This window comes from Bradyrhizobium sp. CCGE-LA001, assembly GCF_000296215.2.
GTDB lineage: Bacteria > Pseudomonadota > Alphaproteobacteria > Rhizobiales > Xanthobacteraceae > Bradyrhizobium.
The window spans coordinates 7,428,614-7,446,159 of the sequence record NZ_CP013949.1; the positions used below are offsets into that span (position 1 = coordinate 7,428,614).

The 17,546-nt window shown below is 65.5% G+C and carries 16 protein-coding genes; 12 read left to right on the plus strand and 4 right to left on the minus strand.

Annotated features, from left to right (window positions below; all coding sequences use genetic code 11):
• The first annotated feature begins 1 nt into the window (after nt 1).
• The 6 genes from BCCGELA001_RS33745 to BCCGELA001_RS33765 all read left to right on the plus strand — a co-directional run bounded on the left by BCCGELA001_RS33745 (nt 2) and on the right by BCCGELA001_RS33765 (nt 5,024).
• Nucleotides 2-973 (plus strand): ABC transporter permease, encoded by a 972-nt coding sequence (locus BCCGELA001_RS33745; RefSeq protein WP_008541337.1) that lies wholly within the window; start codon nt 2-4, stop codon nt 971-973.
• A complete protein-coding gene (locus tag BCCGELA001_RS33750) occupies nt 970-1,809 on the plus strand; it encodes an ABC transporter permease (RefSeq protein WP_008541336.1) in 840 nt (279 codons plus the stop codon). Before BCCGELA001_RS33745 ends, BCCGELA001_RS33750 begins: the two co-directional genes overlap by 4 nt.
• A gap of 2 nt (nt 1,810-1,811) precedes the next feature.
• Entirely contained in the window at nt 1,812-3,431 is a 1,620-nt protein-coding gene (locus BCCGELA001_RS33755) for an ABC transporter ATP-binding protein (protein WP_060738001.1), read from the plus strand.
• A 167-nt stretch (nt 3,432-3,598) separates the two neighbouring features.
• On the plus strand, nt 3,599-3,769 hold the full coding sequence (locus BCCGELA001_RS38560) for a hypothetical protein (RefSeq protein ID WP_008541330.1): 171 nt from the start codon (nt 3,599-3,601) through the stop codon (nt 3,767-3,769).
• On the plus strand, nt 3,766-3,975 hold the full coding sequence (locus tag BCCGELA001_RS33760; RefSeq protein WP_008541328.1) for a hypothetical protein: 210 nt from the start codon (nt 3,766-3,768) through the stop codon (nt 3,973-3,975). Before BCCGELA001_RS38560 ends, BCCGELA001_RS33760 begins: the two co-directional genes overlap by 4 nt.
• 113 nt (nt 3,976-4,088) lie before the next feature.
• Nucleotides 4,089-5,024 carry an AEC family transporter gene (locus tag BCCGELA001_RS33765; RefSeq protein ID WP_008541326.1) on the plus strand — a complete coding sequence of 312 codons (936 nt, stop codon included), beginning with the start codon at nt 4,089-4,091 and terminating at the stop codon, nt 5,022-5,024.
• A gap of 6 nt (nt 5,025-5,030) precedes the next feature.
• Here the strand turns inward: BCCGELA001_RS33765 and BCCGELA001_RS33770 are convergent, their stop codons facing one another.
• Complete coding sequence (locus tag BCCGELA001_RS33770; protein WP_008541324.1) at nt 5,031-5,318, minus strand: hypothetical protein; 288 nt, start codon at nt 5,316-5,318, stop codon at nt 5,031-5,033.
• Nucleotides 5,319-5,515: 197 nt separating this feature from the next.
• Between BCCGELA001_RS33770 and BCCGELA001_RS33775 the strand changes: the two genes are divergently transcribed.
• The 4 genes from BCCGELA001_RS33775 to BCCGELA001_RS33790 all read left to right on the plus strand — a co-directional run bounded on the left by BCCGELA001_RS33775 (nt 5,516) and on the right by BCCGELA001_RS33790 (nt 10,316).
• Nucleotides 5,516-5,836 (plus strand): hypothetical protein, encoded by a 321-nt coding sequence (locus tag BCCGELA001_RS33775; RefSeq protein ID WP_008541320.1) that lies wholly within the window; start codon nt 5,516-5,518, stop codon nt 5,834-5,836.
• Nucleotides 5,837-6,060: 224 nt separating this feature from the next.
• Nucleotides 6,061-6,786 carry an outer membrane protein gene (locus BCCGELA001_RS33780; protein WP_060738002.1) on the plus strand — a complete coding sequence of 242 codons (726 nt, stop codon included), beginning with the start codon at nt 6,061-6,063 and terminating at the stop codon, nt 6,784-6,786.
• A gap of 163 nt (nt 6,787-6,949) precedes the next feature.
• Nucleotides 6,950-9,091 carry a methyl-accepting chemotaxis protein gene (locus tag BCCGELA001_RS33785; RefSeq protein WP_060737260.1) on the plus strand — a complete coding sequence of 714 codons (2,142 nt, stop codon included), beginning with the start codon at nt 6,950-6,952 and terminating at the stop codon, nt 9,089-9,091.
• A gap of 163 nt (nt 9,092-9,254) precedes the next feature.
• A complete protein-coding gene (locus tag BCCGELA001_RS33790; protein ID WP_008541309.1) occupies nt 9,255-10,316 on the plus strand; it encodes an MBL fold metallo-hydrolase in 1,062 nt (353 codons plus the stop codon).
• A 40-nt stretch (nt 10,317-10,356) separates the two neighbouring features.
• Here BCCGELA001_RS33790 and aroQ read toward each other — a convergent pair whose 3' ends face one another.
• Nucleotides 10,357-10,788 carry a type II 3-dehydroquinate dehydratase gene (gene aroQ / locus BCCGELA001_RS33795; RefSeq protein ID WP_060737261.1) on the minus strand — a complete coding sequence of 144 codons (432 nt, stop codon included), beginning with the start codon at nt 10,786-10,788 and terminating at the stop codon, nt 10,357-10,359.
• A gap of 305 nt (nt 10,789-11,093) precedes the next feature.
• Between aroQ and hemA the strand changes: the two genes are divergently transcribed.
• A complete protein-coding gene (gene hemA, locus BCCGELA001_RS33800; RefSeq protein ID WP_060737262.1) occupies nt 11,094-12,323 on the plus strand; it encodes a 5-aminolevulinate synthase in 1,230 nt (409 codons plus the stop codon).
• A 265-nt stretch (nt 12,324-12,588) separates the two neighbouring features.
• Nucleotides 12,589-16,098: a PAS domain-containing hybrid sensor histidine kinase/response regulator gene (locus BCCGELA001_RS33805; protein WP_060737263.1), complete on the plus strand. Its 3,510-nt coding sequence runs from the start codon at nt 12,589-12,591 to the stop codon at nt 16,096-16,098.
• A gap of 11 nt (nt 16,099-16,109) precedes the next feature.
• Here the strand turns inward: BCCGELA001_RS33805 and BCCGELA001_RS33810 are convergent, their stop codons facing one another.
• Entirely contained in the window at nt 16,110-16,931 is an 822-nt protein-coding gene (locus tag BCCGELA001_RS33810; RefSeq protein WP_060737264.1) for an SDR family NAD(P)-dependent oxidoreductase, read from the minus strand.
• Nucleotides 16,932-16,941: 10 nt separating this feature from the next.
• Nucleotides 16,942-17,505, minus strand: coding sequence for a cytochrome P460 family protein (locus tag BCCGELA001_RS33815; RefSeq protein ID WP_008541297.1), 564 nt, complete (start codon nt 17,503-17,505; stop codon nt 16,942-16,944).
• Nucleotides 17,506-17,546 lie beyond the last annotated feature (41 nt).

Here is a 17,546-nt window from a genome sequence, read left to right on the forward strand (position 1 = left end):
GATGCTCTCCTTCGTCGCTCAGCGTGTCGTGAAGGGCGTGATCGTCCTGCTCGCGATCGTCGTTCTCAATTTCTTCCTGATCCGGCTTGCGCCCGGCGACCCCGCGATCGTGATGGCGGGCGAGGCCGGCGCCAGCGACCAGGTCTTCGTCAAGCAACTCCGGGAAAAGTTCGGCCTCGACAAGCCGCTGCCGGAGCAGCTTTTCATCTACGTCAAGGGCGTCGTCAGCCTCGACCTCGGTTTCTCTTTCCGACAGCAGGCGCCGGTCGCAAAGCTGATCGGCGAACGGCTGCCGGCGACGCTGCTGCTGACGCTGACCGCGTTTGCGATCTCGCTCATGCTCGGCATTCTCTTCGGCAGCTTCGCCGCGCGCTTTGCCGGAACCTTCCTCGACACCGCCATCACCGTGTTCGCGCTGATCTTTTACGCCATGCCGATCTTCTGGGTGGCGCTGATGGGCATCCTGCTGTTCTCGGTCACCATGGATTGGCTGCCGAGCTTCGGCTACGAGACCGTCGGCGCCAATCTCACCGGCTTCGCCCACGCGGTCGACGTCGCAAAGCACCTGATCATGCCGGCGATGACGCTCGGCCTGTTCTTCATGGCGACTTATACCCGCATGACGCGCGCCTCGATGCTGGAGGTGAAGCGGCTCGATTTCGTCAAGACGGCGCGCGCCAAGGGTCTCTCGGATGCTGTGATCCAGCGCCGCCACGTGCTGCGCAATGCGCTGCTGCCTGTGGTGACGCTCGCCGGCGTGCATTCCGGCACCTTGATCGGCGGTGCCGTCATCACCGAGACCGTGTTCGCCTGGCCCGGGATCGGCCGCCTGATGTACGACGCGCTGCTCCAACGCGACTACAATCTGCTGCTCGGCGTCTTCGTGATCTGCTCCGCCATGGTGCTGATCTTCAACCTCATCACCGACCTCGTCTATCGCCTGGTCGATCCGCGCATCGAATTCGCCTCATGAAACAGTTCTGGAAATCGATGCTGAAGAGCCCGAGCGGCGTCATCGGGCTCGTCATCCTGTTCCTCGCGATCGCGGTCGCCTTGTTCGGACCGATGTTCTTCCCGAACTCGCCCTGGCGCATGGTGCAGCGGCCGTTCCTGCCGCCGTTCACGCTGTCGACCGTGCCACTCGGCACCGACGCGCTCGGCCGCGACGTCTTTGCCGGCATGATCTTCGGCGCACGCGTCTCGCTGCTGGTCGGCCTGGTCTCGACGCTGGTCGCGCTGGTCGTCGGCGTGCCGATCGGGGCGATGGCCGGCTATTTCGGCGGCAAGGTCGACGACGCCTTGATGCGCTTCACCGAATTCTTCCAGACCATTCCGAGCTTCGCGCTGGCGATCGTCCTGGTCGCAATCCTTCAGCCGTCGATCTATTCGATCGTGGCCTCGATCGCCTTGGTGAGCTGGCCGCCGGTGGCGCGCCTCGTGCGCGGCGAGGTGCTGTCGCTGCGCACGCGCGAATATGTCCAGGCCGCGGTGGTTACCGGCCAGAGCAACAGCTGGATCATCCTGCGCGAGATCCTGCCGAACGCACTGTCGCCGGTGATCGTGCTGGCCTCGTTGATGGTGGCGACCGCAATCCTGCTGGAATCCTCGCTGTCATTCCTCGGCCTCGGCGATCCCAATCTGATCTCCTGGGGCTACATGGTCGGCGCCGGCCGCACGGTGATCCGGCAGGCCTGGTGGATCACTGTGTTTCCCGGCGTCGCCATCCTGATCTCGGTGCTCGGCCTCAATCTGATCGGCGAAGGCCTCAACGACGCGCTCAATCCGCGCCTGTCGCGGGAGGGCCGTTGATGATGACCGCTCCGCCCGCCGTCTCGATCAGGAACCTGAGGATCGCGCTGCCCAAGGGCGCCGAGCGTCCGTTCGCCGTCGACGGGGTCTCGCTCGATTTGCGGCCCGGGAAGATCGTCTGCGTGGTCGGCGAGTCCGGCTCCGGCAAGTCGATGTGCGCGCATGCGTTGATGGGCCTGCTGCCGGACACGGTGTCGGTCACATCAGGCGAGATACAGTTCGAGGGCCGCGACCTCCTCAAGCTCGACGACGACGGCTGGCGCGACCTGCGCGGCCGCCGGCTCGCGATGATCTTCCAGGAGCCGATGACCGCGCTCAATCCGTTGATGCGGATCGGCGATCAGATGGCGGAGATGTTCGAGGCGCACGGCCTGCTGACGCCGAAGGAGCGGCGCGCGAAAGCGCTCGCCTTGGCGCGCGAGGTCGGCCTGCCCGACCCCGAGCGCATCGTGCGTGCCTATCCGCACCAGCTCTCCGGCGGCCAGCGCCAGCGCGCCATGATCGCGATGGCGCTGGCGCTCGAGCCGGCCGTGCTGGTCGCGGACGAGCCGACCACCGCGCTCGACGTCACCACGCAGGCGCAGATCCTGAAGCTGATCCGCAATCTCCAGCGCAACCGCAACATGGCGGTGATGTTCATCACCCACGACTTTGGCGTGGTCGCCGACATCGCGGACCAGGTCGTGGTGCTCCGGCATGGCAAGGTGGTCGAGGAAGGCCCGGCGGCGACCATATTCAGCGGGCCGCAGCACGACTACACCAAGGCCCTGCTCGCCGCCGTGCCGTCGATGGATCCGCCCGTCCGCACGCCGCTGGATGACCAGGCGCGGGCGGTCGAGGTGATCGGGCTGGACAAGACTTATGTCACCTCAGGCGGCTGGTTTCGCGAGGACCGCCGCGTCGATGCGGCGCGCGCGGTCAATTTCAACATCCTCAAGGGCGAGACGCTCGGCCTCGTCGGCGAATCCGGCTCCGGCAAATCGTCGGTCGCGCGCCTCGTGATGCGGTTGATCGAGGCCGATCGCGGCACGGTGCGGATCGGCGAGACCGACCTCACCTCGCTGTCCGGCAAGGCGCTGCGCGCCGAGCGCCATCGCATCCAGATGATCTTTCAGGATCCGTTCGCCTCGCTCAATCCGCGTCGCAAGATCGGTCACATCATCGCCGACGGGCCGATCGCGGCCGGCACCGATCCGCGGGTTGCATTCGACCGCGCCCGCGATCTCCTCAGGATGGTCGGCCTGGACGCCGGCGCGCTCGAACGCTATCCGCACGAATTCTCCGGTGGCCAACGCCAGCGCATCGGCATTGCGCGCGCGCTCGCGCTCGAACCCGAGATCATCGTCGCGGACGAGGCCGTCTCCGCACTCGACGTCTCCGTGCAAGCGCAAGTGTTGAATCTGCTCGAAGATCTCAAGGCGCGGCTCGGCCTCTCGATGCTGTTCATCACCCACGACTTGCGCGTCGCCGCACAGATCTGTGATCGGATAGCAGTGATGCAACGCGGCGCCATCGTGGAGCTGAAGCCCACCGCGCAACTCTTTGCCGCGCCCGAGCATGCCTACACGCGCGAGTTGCTCGCGGCAGTGCCGGGACGAAAGGAACGAGCACCGGCGGCATGAGACGGGTTTCGTTCCGGTATCCGGCTCCGCTGTAGGAACGAAACAATCACGGGCATTTTATCCCTCGTGACCGACCGGACGGCAGCGAACGCAAGGTCGGCACCCCACATCCGAATGAAATGATTTCCATCATCTGATGATGGATGTTGCGATTAATTGGAGCCGACATGGGCCAGGTTATTCAGTTTGTCTCGAAGTCCGAGCGCGAGCGCATTCGTCTCATCCAGGAGGCACGCGCGATCTATGACAGCATCTTCCCGTCGGCTGATTCAGCAGGAAGCCCGCAGCAGAAGGCGATCGGTAGCGCGACCGGCGGCGACGTAGGAAATCTGGCGTGATCAAGATCATCGCCGTGCTGTGCAGTCTCTCGGCTCCGGGAAATTGTCACGAGCAGATCGTCACCACGTCGGACTTCGCCGACGTCTCGCTGCAATCGTGCCTGATGGGCGCGCCCCAGCTCGCCGAATGGATGAACCAGCATCCGGCCGAGCGCTTGGCGGGGTGGCGCTGCGTGATCGGGCAGCAGGCCCGCAGGGGCATCTGAGGTCCGAAGGGCGTCAAGGGCTGCTCACCGGAGGGCACGATCGCGTGAATCGTGACGGCGGCACTTCTCCAAGCTAGTATTGCATTCAGCTGCTTGGCAGAGGGGAAAGCCGGATGGAGGTCGCCAGCCTCGTTCTTCCCGTGTTCGCGATCATCGTCACGGGCTGGCTCGCGGGCGAGCTGGGCTATCTCTCGCGCGCGCTGGCCGACGCCTTGGTGCATTTCGCCTACAACGTGGCGATGCCGGCGCTGCTGATCGTCACCATCGCCCAGGAGCCGGCACGTAATCTGCTGGAATGGCGCTTCCTGCTCGCATTCGGCGGCGGTTCGCTGATCTGCTTCGTGCTGGTCTTCCTGGCAGTCCGCGCCGGCGGAAAGCGTGATCTTGCCAGCAGCACCATCCATGGCATGGCGGCGGCGATGACCAACACCGGCTTCGTCGCGCTGCCGATCCTGCACGCGATCTACGGTCAGCCCGCCGTGTTGCCCGCCGCAGTGGCGACGGTGTTCGTGGCCGCCGTGATGTTTCCGATCACGGTGATCCTGCTGGAGTGGGACGCGCGCGGTCCCGCGCATTCGGCAGGGTTGGCGAAGCAGATCCTGCTCAATCCGATGGTGCTGTCGACGCTCGTCGGTCTGGTATGGGCGATTACCGGCTTGCCGATTCCACCGCCGGTCGTCGTCTATCTGAACATGATTGCCGCTGCGCTCACGCCCTGCGCGCTATTCGCCATCGGACTCGGTCTGTCCGTCGACGGCCTGCGATCCAGTTTGAAGGCCTCGTTTGCGCTCGCGGCCGTGAAGCTGGTGGTCATGCCGCTGATCGTCTACGGGCTCTGTGTGGTTCTGAGCCTCGCGCCTCTCTACACGGTCGCCGCCGTCGTCTGCGCGGCCGTGCCGACGGCAAAAACCGTGTATGTCCTCGCGCACGAGCACAAGGTCGAGGAGAGACTGGTTGCAGCGACCGTCTCGATCACGACGATGCTGTCGGTCGCGACGTTGTTGATCGCGCTCTATCTGCTCTCGGGGTCGGCGAGCGGTGGACGCTGACGCTCTCTACCTCGTGGTATTGCTCCAGGTGGGAACCGAGTTGGTCACGCCGACCGAGGGCCAATTGTAGGTGCCGATCGATGGCGCCGTGACGGTGCCGGCCGTCTGTCCGGACGATCCATAGGACGCGCGCGGCTGCGCGGCCGGCGCTCCGGCACCGCCATAGGTCGGCGCCACCACACCCGTGCTGTAAGATCGGCTCGTCGACCTGACCTTCTTCGCTTCAGCCGCGAAAGGCGCGGCAAGAACTCCGGTCGCGACGAGCGCGGCGATGGCGAGTTTGATGGTTTTCATGGCAGATCCTTTCGCCCGGTTCGCACCCCGATATGCCAAGTGTTCATTCGTCGGGATAATTTCCATGGGCCTCCATTCATAACTCCGTGCGCGGACGAAGGTGCCGGAACGAAGGGCGCGCGAGCACGCCGCCTTCGGATGGACCCGAATCAGCGCTAGTGCATTGCGCTCAGTGACTTCCCTGGACCCCAAGCAGCATGACCGGCGCCGAACTGAAGCAACTTCGCAACGACCTCTCCGACGCGCTCGATCGCAAGCTTACCGCAGCCGACATGGCCAAGCTGTGCGGATTGCCCGAGAAGGGCGGCGCCGACACCATCCGGCGCTGGGAGGTGAGCGGCCCGACGCCAGCGGCGACCAAGGTGCTGCGCGTGCTCGCAATGGCGAGCGAGCGCTATCCGATCCTGGAGAAGTTCGACATCTTCGATCGCCACGACGTGCGCGAGCAAGACCGGCCGGCGAAGCGCGCCGCCTTTCGCGCGCAGATGCGCGATGAGGCGCTGCGGCGTCTTGGTTAACAAGAGCGGCGCGCAAGTTACCCGAGATGGGTGAGGTTAAGCCTTTCTTCACCACTTCTTAAGCCGTCATTAAGCACGAAAAGCATTTGCGGCCCAACAAGTTAGGTTGAGTGCCGCTGTGCCACGGATGTGACAGCATTTTCGTCAAAAGCGGGCTATCTGCAAAACCAACGCAGCGCGGAAAGCGCGCCTGCCGGGGACATTGAGTGCTGGAGTTCAAGACGATGAAGAAGATTCTGTTTGCGACCGTTGCGCTGCTCGTGGTGGGCGCGGCTGCGCCCGCCGTGGGCGCTGATCTCGGAAACCGCAACTATTACAAGACGCCCGCGCCGGCCTATGCCGCGCCGATCTACAACTGGACGGGCTTCTATCTCGGCGCCCATCTCGGCGGCGCATTCTCCAGCGACAACAATTTCAGCGGCCTGTCGACGGGCAACAACGGCAATGGCCGCTTCCTCGGCGGCGTGCAGGTCGGCGCGGACTGGCAGGTCAATCCGAACTTCGTCGTCGGCGTCGAAGGCCAGTACTCCTGGCTGTCCGGCAGCGTTGGCGCGGTGTTCCCGGGCGGCGTGGCCTATATCAACGACCAGCGCGGCCTCGGCTCGATCACCGGCCGCGTCGGCTACACCTGGGGTCCGGGCCTCGTCTACGTGAAGGGCGGTTATGCCTATTCGGACAACAACGAGAGGGTGACGGTGGGCGGCGTGCCGACCGGCTTCATCATCGATGGCGATCACCGCAACGGCTACACCGTCGGCGCCGGTCTCGAATACATGTTCGCCCCGAACTGGTCGGCCAAGGCCGAGTACCAGTACTACAATTTCGGCGACGCGCGCTTCGTCGCGGGCCCGCTGGCCGGTACCGGCAACTTCACCACCGACGACCACACCGTCAAGGCGGGCGTCAACTACCGCTTCAACTGGGCCAGCCCGGCGGTTGCGCGCTACTGAGCGGTTACCAAGTTCTTTCTGCGAAACAGGGCCGGCGATCTCGCCGGCCCTTCTTTTTTCGCTCTGCGGAACGAACCCAAGCGTTTGCGCCAATTGCGATTTTTTAACCGGCACCGCCGATACTGCCGCCCACAAAGATAAGATAGAGCTGGGGGAATTTTCGATGGCGATCCGTTTGGGTTTGGGCCGTTTTCGGCCGCGCTTCAAAATGCCGACTTGGGGCGTGCGCGGGAGCTTGTTCGCGGCCTTCGCGGTGATCGCCGGCATGGGCCTCGTGATCTCGGCCGGCGCCGGCCTAGTGCTGCAGAATCTCAACGGACGCATGACCGAACTGAGCGGGCGGGACATTCCGCGCCTGGCCGCCAGCCTGCAATTGTCGGCCCTGAGCGCGAGCCTTGCGGCCCAGGGCCCTGCCCTGCTCGCAGCTCAGAGCGAGGATGCCCTGAACGAGCGCACCAAGAAGCTCAGGGAATTGCAGGAGCAGACGCAGCAGAAGCTCAATGAGATCATCGAGCTCGGCGGCGACAAGGCGATCGTCTCCGGGCTCAGCGAGACCATGAAGAGCATCAACGAGGCGGCCCAGAGCCTGGCCAAGGCGGCCCGCGAACGGCTGGATATCGCCGCGCTCCATGACAAGCAGTATGACGCACTGCGCAGCGCGCAGGGCGCGTTCGTCGGCGCCGCCAGTCCGGCGATGCTGGACGCGCAGACCCGGGTCAACGCCATTCTCGGCTCGGCCGACATGTCCGCCGCAGACGCCACCGACGCCGCACAATCGGTCGGCCAGCTCGGCAACGTCGTCGCCAGCGGCAATCTTGCGGCTGCCAATATGAGCGCGGCGCTGTCGGCGAACACGAGCGACAAGCTCGACGACATTCAGAAGGAATTCAAGACGGCGCAAGGGCGCCTGCGGTCCAACCTCGATCTGTTGCCGGACAACCAGGGCAACAAGATGCTGCGCGAGACGGCGGAAAAGCTGCTCGCGCTCGGCACCGGCAAGACCGGCGTGTTCAACCTGCGTGAGAAGGAGCTCGACTCCATCGACTACGGCCAGACCATCCTGGACGAGACCCGCAAGCTCAACGTCGGTCTCGGCATCAGCGTGCAGCAGCTCGTCGACGGCGTGCAGAAGGAGACCAACGCCTCGACCGCCCAGGCAGGGCAGCAGATCTCGCTCGCGACGACGGTGATGCTGGCGATGGGCGCCCTGATGCTGGTCGGCTCGGCCCTGTTCGTCTGGCTCTATGTCGGCCGCAACATCCTGCGCCGCATCAGCGGTCTTCATCGCGCCATGCAGCTGCTGTCGGCCGGCGATCTCGACACCGAGATCGCGCGCTCCAAGCACAATGACGAGATCGGCGCGATGAATGACACGCTGACCGTATTCCGCGACAGCATGATCGAGGCCCGGGCGCTCGCCGGCGAGCAGGACAAGGACCGCGTCGCCAAGGCCGAGCGTGCCGCGCGGATGGAGGCGAAGATCGCCGAGTTCGAAAGCACGGTCCGCTCCGCGCTCGACAATTTGGCGCAATCGGCCAATTCGATGCAGTCGACCGCGCAGAGCATGTCGACCACCGCCGACCAGTCCAACGCGCTGGTGAACGCGGTCGCCTCCGCCGCGGAGGAGACCTCGGTCAACGTGCAGACCGTGTCGGCCGGCACCGAGCAATTGTCGTCCTCGATCAACGAGATCAGCCGCCAGGTGGTCACTTCGGCGGAGATCGCCAAGAAGGCGGTCGACGAGGCCGGCGCCACCGATACGACAGTGCAGAGTCTGGCCGACAGCGCGAGCCGCATCAGCGTCGTCGTCGATCTGATCCAGACCATCGCCTCGCAGACCAATCTGCTCGCGCTCAACGCCACCATCGAGGCGGCGCGCGCGGGCGAGGCCGGCCGCGGCTTCGCGGTGGTCGCCTCCGAGGTGAAGAGCCTCGCGAGCCAGACCGCCAAGGCGACGGAGGAGATCCGCACCCAGATCGCCAGCATGCAGGAGATCACGACCACGGCGGTCGGCGCCATCCAGGGCATTGGCCGGATCATCGGCGAGATCAACGACGTCACCACGACGATCGCAGCCGCCGTCGAGGAGCAAGGCGCCGCCACCCGCGAGATCGCCCGCAACATCCAGCATGCCGCCGGCGGCACCAGCGAGGTCTCCAGCAACATCGTCGGCGTCTCCACCGCCTCCGCCGAGGCCGGCGCCGCCGCCTCCGAGGTGCTGGGCGCGTCCGACGCATTGCGCCGCGAGGCCGACCTGCTGCGCGGGGAAATCGACGCGTTCCTCAACAACATGCGGGCAGCCTGATCGTCAGCCGGGGTTTGCGCTGATGCGCGCCCCGGAATGACTGCGTTTTCGACCAGCTTCAAACCGAGACGCGGAAAATTCCTGCCGGTATGACGGCCATGCGGCCGCCGGCAGGCATCCTTTTCGGCTGGCGCGCCGCGCGCGGCGGGTTTAAGCCGGTAGCATGAACGCGAAAACCGACATCGCGCAGTCCTCGGCCGAGGCCTTGCGCTACCCCTGGGAGCAGCATCCCGGCCCCGAACAGGTGGTCGAGGTGCGGCCCGGCGTGCTGTGGGCGCGGCTGAAGCTGCCGTTCCGCCTCAACCACGTGAACATCTACCTGCTCGCCGATGGCGACGGCTACGCGATGATTGATGCCGGCTTCGGCAACGAAGAGACGATCGAGGCCTGGACGAAGCTGTTCGACGGGCCGCTGAAGGGCGTCAACATCACGCGCCTGATCGTCACGCATTCGCACCCAGACCATGTCGGGCTCGCGGGGTGGATCGTCGAACGGTTCAATTGCCCGCTGGTGATGTCGCAGGTCGAATATCTGCAATCGGTCTATCACCAGAACCGCGGCACCGAAGAGCGGCGCGAGGCGCAGCGGCTGTTCTTCCGCCGTCATGGCATGGACGAGTCGCTCACCGAAAAGCTGCTCGGTCGCGGCCAGGACTATCTCAAGCGCGTCTCGGTGCTGCCGCCGTCCTACCGACGGATCTCCCATGGCGACGACGTCGTGATCGGCTCGCGCCGCTTCAAGGTGATCACCGGCGGCGGCCACGCGCTCGACCAGGTGATGCTGTATTGTGCCGACGACAAGCTGTTCCTCTCCGCCGACCAGGTGCTGAGCAAGATTTCGCCGAATGTCAGCGTCTGGGCGGTCGAGCCCGACCAGAACTCGCTGGGCGAATATCTGGCCTCGCTCGCCAGCCTCACCACGACGCTTCCCTACGACGTGCTGGTGCTGCCCGGCCATGGCGTGCCGTTCTATGGGCTCAAGACCCGCATCAAGCAACTCGCCGATCATCACGAGGAGCGTTGCCGCCTGATCGCGGAGGCCTGCCGCGAGGTGCCGCAGACCTCGCGCGCCCTCGTGCCCGTCGTGTTCAACAAGCACGTGCTGGACGAGCACCAGATGGGCTTCGCCGCGGGCGAGCTCGTCGCCCATGTCAACTACATGATCGTCGAGGGCCGGCTGACGGCGGAGACGCAAGACGGCGTGCTGCAGTTTCGGACAACGTGATTTTTCGCCTCTCCCCGCAAGCGAGGTGAGGGAGCGGATCTCATTTCATATTTGCAATCGCGTGCAGCGCCGCAATGTAGCCGAACGGTCCCAGCCCGCAGATCACGCCGGTCGCTACGAACGAGATCTTCGAGTGGCGGTGATATTCGTCGCGGGCGTGGATGTTGGAGATGTGGACTTCCAGCACCGGGCCTTCGAACGTCTTGATCGCGTCCATGATCGCCACCGAGGTGAAGGAAAAGCCTGCCGGATTGATGATGATCGCGTCGGCATCCTGCCGCGCCGACTGAATCAGATCGACCAGCGCGCCCTCATGGTTGGACTGGTGGAAGGCGAGCGCGAGCCCGAGCTTCGCGGCGACTTCCTCGCAGCTCGCATTGATCTGCGCCAGCGTCGTGGTGCCGTAGATGTGCGGCTCGCGGATGCCGAGCATGTTGAGGTTGGGACCGTTCAGGATCATCACGCGTTGCATCGGAGCTTCCTTTCACATGTCGGCTTTCATCTGGGCCGCGTCGGTGCGACCGGCGCCGCGATCATGGACGACAGCCGCGCCATGGACAAAATGTCCATGCCAGCCCCTGCCACCCCCGGGAAACTCCGGTCCCCCACAGGCCGTGCTAGGCGCTTGATGCAAATCAACAATCGCCGCCGGCCGGGCGTTATCAATTGGCACGCCCGCCTCGCCTCAAATGTGCGCAGGCGCATAGACATCGGAGCTGGAAAAGCTCTAAAAAATGAACGGCCGCCTCGGGCCAGGTTCCGCTGCAGGTTTTGCCGATGGATTACAACCAGTTCTTCAATTCCGCCCTCGACCGTCTCCATACCGAGCGGCGCTACCGTGTGTTCGCCGATCTCGAGCGCACGGCCGGCCGGTTCCCGCATGCGGTCTGGCATTCGCCCAAGGGCCGGCGCGACGTCGTGATCTGGTGCTCGAACGACTATCTCGGCATGGGCCAGCACCCGAAGGTGGTCGGCGCCATGGTCGAGACTGCAACGCGCGTCGGCACCGGCGCAGGCGGCACCCGTAACATCGCCGGCACGCATCATCCGCTGGTGCAACTCGAAGCCGAGCTCGCCGACCTTCACGGCAAGGAAGCCGCGCTGCTGTTCACCTCGGGCTATGTCTCGAACCAGACCGGCATCGCCACCATCGCAAAACTCATTCCGAACTGCCTGATCCTCTCGGACGAGCTCAACCACAATTCGATGATCGAGGGCATCCGCCAGTCCGGCTGCGAGCGGGTCGTGTTCCGCCACAACGATCTTGCCGATCTCGAAGACAAGCTGAAGGCTGCGGGTGCGAACCGGCCCAAGCTGATCGCCTGCGAGAGCCTTTACTCGATGGACGGCGACGTCGCGCCGCTGGCGAAGATCTGCGATCTCGCCGAGAAATATGGCGCGATGACCTATGTCGACGAGGTTCACGCCGTCGGCATGTACGGCCCGCGCGGCGGCGGCATCGCCGAGCGCGACGGCGTCATGCATCGCATCGACATCCTCGAGGGAACGCTGGCCAAGGCGTTCGGCTGCCTCGGCGGCTACATCGCCGGCAACGGCCAGATCATCGACGCCGTGCGCTCCTACGCGCCGGGCTTCATCTTCACCACCGCGCTGCCGCCGGCGATCTGCTCGGCCGCGACCGCTGCGATCAAGCATCTGAAGACCTCGAACTGGGAACGTGAGCGCCACCAGGACCGCGCCGCCCGGGTCAAGGCGATCCTCAATGCGGCGGGCCTGCCGGTGATGTCGAGCGACACCCATATCGTGCCGCTGTTCGTCGGCGATCCCGAAAAGTGCAAGCAAGCCTCCGACCTGCTGCTCGAGGAGCACGGCATCTACATCCAGCCGATCAACTATCCGACCGTCGCCAAGGGCACCGAACGGCTGCGCATCACGCCCTCGCCCTACCACGACGACGGCCTGATCGATCAGCTCGCCGAGGCCCTGCTGCAAGTCTGGGATCGTCTCGGCCTGCCGCTGCGCCAGAAGTCGCTGGCGGCGGAGTAGCTCCGGGTCGTCCTGGCGAAAAGCCAGGACCCATTACCCCGATTGCGGATTGTCCAGGCCGCTGGAGCTATCGCGTGCCCACAGACGGCATCCTGTGGTTACAAGTCCTGGCTTTCCGCGAGGAACACCCGGACTTCCCACCTTAACGACAACCCCAGTTCCTCCGCCTACACGGTATTTCGCTGTCGCCTCCCCCCGCCCAACGCGCTAGATTTGCAGGGAAAATGGGATCGGGCGCGCGCGCCCAGGGAGACACACGCTCGCCATGCTGCACGATTGGGGCGTGATCGCCGCCGCCTTCGGCTACATCGGCTTTCTGTTCCTGGTGGCGAGCCACGGCGACCGCCGCTCGCTGGCCGGCCCTGGCCGTGCGTCCGGGCTGATCTACCCGCTGTCGCTGGCGATCTACTGCACCTCCTGGACCTTCTTCGGCTCGGTGGGCTTCGCCACCCGCACCTCGACCGACTTCCTGGCGATCTATGTCGGCCCCATCCTGATGATCGGGCTCGGCGCCGGCGTGCTCCGGCGCGTGATCCAGCTGGCCAAGGCCCACAACATCACCTCGATCGCCGATTTCATCGGCGCACGCTACGGCAAGAGCCAGGCGGTAGCGGCCACCGTAGCGCTGATCGCCATCATCGGCTCGGTGCCCTACATCGCGCTCCAGCTCAAGGCGGTGGCCTCCTCGCTCGGTACGATCCTGAGCGAAGACCAGGCCTTCTCCCACATCCCGATCCTCGGCGACATGGCGCTGATGGTGACGCTGGCAATGGCGGCCTTCGCGGTGCTGTTCGGCACCCGCCAGACCGACGCCACCGAGCACCAGCACGGCCTGATGCTGGCGATCGCAACCGAATCCATCATCAAGCTGGTCGCCTTCCTCGCCGCCGGCATCTTCGTCACCTTCTGGATGTTCTCGCCGCAGGAATTGATCGAGCGCGCGATGAAGACGCCGGAGGCGGTGCGCGCCATCAACTACTCGCCGTCGATCGGCAACTTCCTCACCATGACGCTGCTGTCGCTGTGCGCGATCATGCTGCTGCCGCGCCAATTCCATGTCAGCGTGGTGGAGAATTCGTCCGACGCCGAGGTCGGCCGCGCGCGCTGGCTGTTCCCGCTCTATCTCGTCGCCATCAATCTGTTCGTGATCCCGATCGCGCTGGCCGGTCTCGTCACCTTCCCGTTCGGCGCCGCCGATCCCGATATGTACGTGCTCGCCCTGCCGATCGAGTACGGCGCGGACCTGCTCAGCGTCGTGGTCTTCGTGGGCGGGCTGTCGGCCGCGACCGCCATGGTGATCGTCGAATGCGTCGCGCTCTCCATCATGGTCTCGAACGACCTCGTGGTGCCCCTGGTGCTGCAACGGCGCCCGGAAGGTCGCACCGGCGGCGCCGATTTCAGCGACTTCCTGCTGCGCTCGCGGCGGCTTGCAATCTTCGCCATCATGGTGATGGCGTATTTCTACTACCGCGCCCTCGGCAACACCCAGCTTGCCGCGATCGGCCTGTTGTCCTTTGCCGCCATCGCCCAGCTCGCACCGAGCTTCTTCGGCGGACTGTTGTGGCGGCGCGCGACCGCGCGGGGCGCGATCGGCGGCATGCTGGTCGGCTTCCTGGTGTGGCTCTACACGCTGTTCTTGCCGAGCTTCATGGACGCCTCGACGTCAGGCATCCTGTGGCTCCAGCACGGCCCGTTCGGGATCGAGGCGCTGCGGCCGCAGGCGCTGTTCGGCGCCGACCTGCCGCCGCTGATGCACGGCGTCATCTGGTCGCTGTCTCTCAACGTCCTCACTTATGTGCTGCTCTCGCTGGCACGCCGGCCGTCTTCCATCGAGCTCGTGCAGGCCGATCTGTTCGTGCCCAACACACTCGCGCCCATCACGCCGAGCTTCCGCCGCTGGCGCACCACCGTCACCGTGCAGGACATCCAGACCACGGTGGCGCAATATCTCGGGCCCGACCGCGCGCGGCATTCGTTCGAGGCCTTCTCGGCGCGGCGTAACGTCCGGCTCGAGCCGGGGGCGCCCGCGGATTTCGAGCTGTTGCAGCACGCCGAGCACCTGATCGCCTCCTCGATCGGCGCGGCCTCCTCGCGACTCGTGATGTCGCTGCTGCTGCGCAAGCGGACAGTCTCGGCGAAGGCCGCACTGAAGCTGCTCGACGATTCCCATGCGGCGCTGCACTTCAACCGCGAGATCCTCCAGACCGCGCTCAATCACGTGCGCCAGGGCATCGCGGTGTTCGATGCCGATCTGCAGCTGATCTGCTCCAATCGGCAGTTCGGCGACCTCCTCAACGTTCCCCCGCATTTCGTCCAGTTCGGCACGCCGCTTCGCGAAATCCTGGAATTCATCGGCGTCGCTGATCCGGACGACCCGGTCGAGCGCGAATCCATGCTGGAGCGGCGGCTGGCCGCCTACACCACCGACAGCGAGCCCTATCTCGAACGCCTGCCGGATCGCCACATGGTGATCGAGGTGCTCACCAACCACATGCCCGGCGGCGGCTTCGTCATCACCTTCACGGACGTCACACCGACATTCGAGGCGGCGGAAGCACTGGAGCGGGCCAACGCGACGCTGGAAAAGCGTGTCCGCGATCGCACCGAGGAGCTGACGCGGCTGAATTCGGAGCTGGCGCAGGCCAAGAGCACGGCGGAGGATGCCAGCATCTCCAAGACGCGCTTCCTCGCCGCCGCCAGCCACGACATTCTGCAGCCGTTGAACGCGGCGCGGCTCTACGTCACCAGCCTCGTCGAGCGCCAGCACAATGGCGAGGAGACGCGGCTGGCCGAGAACATCGACGAATCTTTGCAGGCAATCGAGGAGATCCTGGGCGCGCTGCTCGACATCTCCAGGCTCGACGCCGGCGCGATGACGACCTCGATCACGAGCTTCAAGATGGCCGATCTGATGCGCTCGCTGGAGATCGAGTTCGCGCCGATTGCGCGCGCCAAGGGCCTGGAGCTCACCTTCGTGCCCTGCTCGCTCCCGGTCGAGTCGGACCGGCTGCTGCTGCGGCGCCTGCTCCAGAACCTGATCTCCAACGCGATCAAATACACCCCGCGCGGGCGGGTGCTGGTCGGTTGCCGCCGCCGGGGTTCGTCGCTGAAGATCTCCGTCTACGACACCGGCGTCGGCATCCCGCCGGTCAAGCGCGGCGAGATCTTCAAGGAATTCCATCGCCTCGAGCAGGGCGCGCGAATCGCACGCGGCCTCGGCCTCGGGCTCTCGATCGTCGAGCGGCTGGCGCGGGTGCTCAAGCACGGCATCGCCATCGACAGCAATAGAAGCGGCGGCTCGGTGTTCTCCGTGACGGTGCCGACGGCGAAGGCGGTCACCCACACCGCGGCCGTGACCAGCGCGACGCCGCTGGCGCGCACGCCGATCTCGGGCGCGCTGATCGTCTGCATCGAGAACGATGCGGCGATCCTCGACGGCATGCGCACGCTGTTGAAGGCCTGGGATGCCGAGGTGATCGCCGTCGCCGATCCCGAAGGCGCGATCGCCGCGATCGAAGCAGCCGGTCGTCGCGTCACCGGCCTCCTCGTCGACTATCACCTCGACCGCGGTAACGGCATCGCCGCGATCCGCGAGATCCGCCGCCGCTTCGGCGACGGCATTCCCGCGATCCTGATCACCGCCGACCGCAGCCCCGCCGTGCAGATTGCCGCGCGCGACGAGAAGGTCGCCGTGCTCAACAAGCCGGTGAAGCCGGCCTCGCTCCGCGCCCTGCTCGGCCAGTGGCGCACGCAGCAGATGGTGGCGGCGGAGTGAGGGCGCGGAGATCAGTAGTCGGTCGAGACGCTGAGCGGTCGCCACGTCTCGAGCTCTTCGAGACGAAGCCTATCGGCCGCGGCGATCGCATTCACGGCATCGCTGCCGAGCGCGATCCGCAGAGGCGGACGGTTCATGTCCGCAAGCTTCAACACGACGGCCGCGGCCTTGGCGGGGTCGCCGGGCTGGCGGCCATCGTAATCGCGCTGCATCCTGATCGCAGCACCGACCACGGCATCGTACTCCGGGCGTCCTTCGTCCGCTGCGTGCGCGGCCTGGGCAAAGCCGGTGCGGAAACCGCCGGGCTCGACGATCGTCACGTGCACGCCGATCAACGCCATTTCGCGCGCTAGCGATTCCGAAAAGCCCTCGATTCCCCATTTCGCGGCTGAATAAGCCGCACGTGCCGGGGCACCGATCCGGCCGCCGACGGACGAGACCTGCACGATATGCCCGCTGCGCTGCCGACGCAGCACCGGGATCGCCGCCTTGGTGACGATGATGGTGCCGATCAAATTCGCCTCGATCTGCCGCCGGAACGAGTCCAGGCTGGTGTCCTCGACCGACCCGAGATCGCCGTAACCGGCATTGTTTACGACGACATCGACGCCGCCGAACGTCTCCACGGCGAGACCGACCGCCGCATGCGCTGCCGCCTCATCGGTCACGTCGAGTGTTGCCAGTCGAAGCCTTTCACCGAAACGCCCAAGTAACGGTTCGAGCGGCTTTGGGTCCCGCGCCGACGCGAGCACGCGATTCCCCGCCCCGAGTGCGGCTTCCACGATGGAGCGGCCAAGTCCACGCGAGGCGCCGCTGACGAACCATGTCTTCATGACGGTCGCCTCAAGGCGCGAGCCGCGTGAAGACGTAATCGCGTGCCTTGGCCCGCGCTTCATGGCACGCGAAGCAGGTGCGGTGCTGGGCCTCGTCCACCGGCTTGCCGTTGATGAAGCGGCCGAAGCCCCAGCCGCCTGTCGCGGCATATTTCTTGGAATCCTTCACCATCACCTGGACGGTGGTGGCGGCACCGGGAATCGTCGCGGACGCGAACTCCGGCGACTGTTTCCGCTTCCAGGCACGCTTGACCAGGATGGTGCCATCAGGGAACGGAAGCTTGCCGGCTTGATACGCATCGATCGCAGTCTGGTTGCCGATCACGGCGCGAAGCTCGTCGAGCGGCGCCGCCTCTTCGGCCGGCGCGATCAGCTCCCACTGCTTGTAGCCGGGAGGAATCGTGACGCCGAAGATCGGCGAGGCATCGGCGGCGCTCTTTTCCCCCGGGCCCTCCGCAGACGCGATCGTGACGAGATACGGCACACAGGTCAGGAGCACGACGATCAGGATCGCGGCGAGCACGATCAGCGTGGCGTAAGGAGATTTCTTTGTCTCGGGTTCGGCGGGTGTCATGACGTCTCATCAAGCTGGTTACAACGGGCGATCCTCGGTCC